This window comes from Oleiphilus sp. HI0117 (assembly GCF_001635235.1).
In genome coordinates, this window is sequence record NZ_LWGA01000254.1 from 1 (window position 1) to 1222 (window position 1222).

Genomic DNA, 1222 nt, shown 5'->3' on the forward strand with positions numbered 1-1222 from the left:
TTCTTAATGTCACAAATAACAGATGAAATCTCCACGCGTAGAACCTTTGCGATTATTTCTCACCCTGATGCGGGTAAGACCACCATTACTGAAAAAGTCCTGTTATTTGGCGCGGCGATTCAAAAAGCCGGTACCGTGAAAGGGAAGAAAAGCGGTCAGCATGCAAAGTCTGATTGGATGGAAATGGAAAAGGAGCGTGGTATCTCGGTAACGACCTCGGTGATGCAGTTTCCATTTAATAAATGTCTGGTTAATTTGCTTGATACGCCGGGGCACGAAGATTTCTCGGAAGATACTTATCGAACCTTAACTGCGGTTGACTCTAGTTTGATGGTGATTGATTCAGCCAAAGGTGTAGAGGAACGTACAATCAAATTAATGGAGGTTACGCGTCTTCGTGACACGCCTATTGTAACCTTTATGAATAAGCTCGATAGGGATATTAGAGATCCGATAGAGTTAATGGACGAAGTGGAAGACGTTCTAAAGATTGCGTGTGCACCAATCACCTGGCCTATTGGCATGGGTAAAGAGTTTAAAGGTGTTTATCACTTATATAAGGATGAGACAGTCCTTTATCAGACGGGGCAAGGTCATCAGATTCAGGATTCAAGAGTAATAAAAGGTCTCGATAATCCAGAGCTGGAAGAGGCGATTGGGCATTATGCAGAAGAACTTAGAGATGAAATTGAATTAGTTAAAGGTGCATCGCACGAGTTTGATCATGAGCTATTTTTAGCAGGCGAACTGACGCCGGTGTACTTCGGTACCGCTCTGGGTAATTTTGGTGTAGACCATATGCTTGAAGGCTTAACTGAGTGGGCGCCTGCGCCGCAATCACGAGCGACGAATGTGCGCCAGGTTGAGGCCGAAGAAGAAAAGTTCACAGGCTTCGTTTTTAAAATTCAGGCAAATATGGACCCAATGCATCGAGACAGAATCGCATTTATGCGCATTTGTTCGGGAAAGTATAAGAAAGGAATGAAGTTAAAGCATGTTCGCACAGGTAAAGATGTGCGTGTTTCAGATGCGGTGACCTTTATGGCAGGTGACCGAGAACATGCAGATGAGGCTTATGCAGGCGATATTATTGGTTTGCATAATCACGGGACGATTCAGATAGGTGATACCTTTACTGAGGGTGAGCAGCTTAAGTTTGCGGGCATTCCAAACTTTGCGCCTGAGCTTTTTAGACGAATTCGTTTGAAAGATCCTCTGAAGA

Annotated in this window: 1 protein-coding gene; it reads left to right on the forward strand. The window is 44.2% G+C overall.

The genetic code is table 11. The annotated features are described in order from the left end of the window. Positions 1-6: 6 nt before the first annotated feature. Positions 7-1222, forward strand: a 1216-nt coding sequence (gene prfC, locus A3757_RS03165) for a peptide chain release factor 3 (protein WP_068739159.1), incomplete at its 3' end; no start/stop codon positions are given.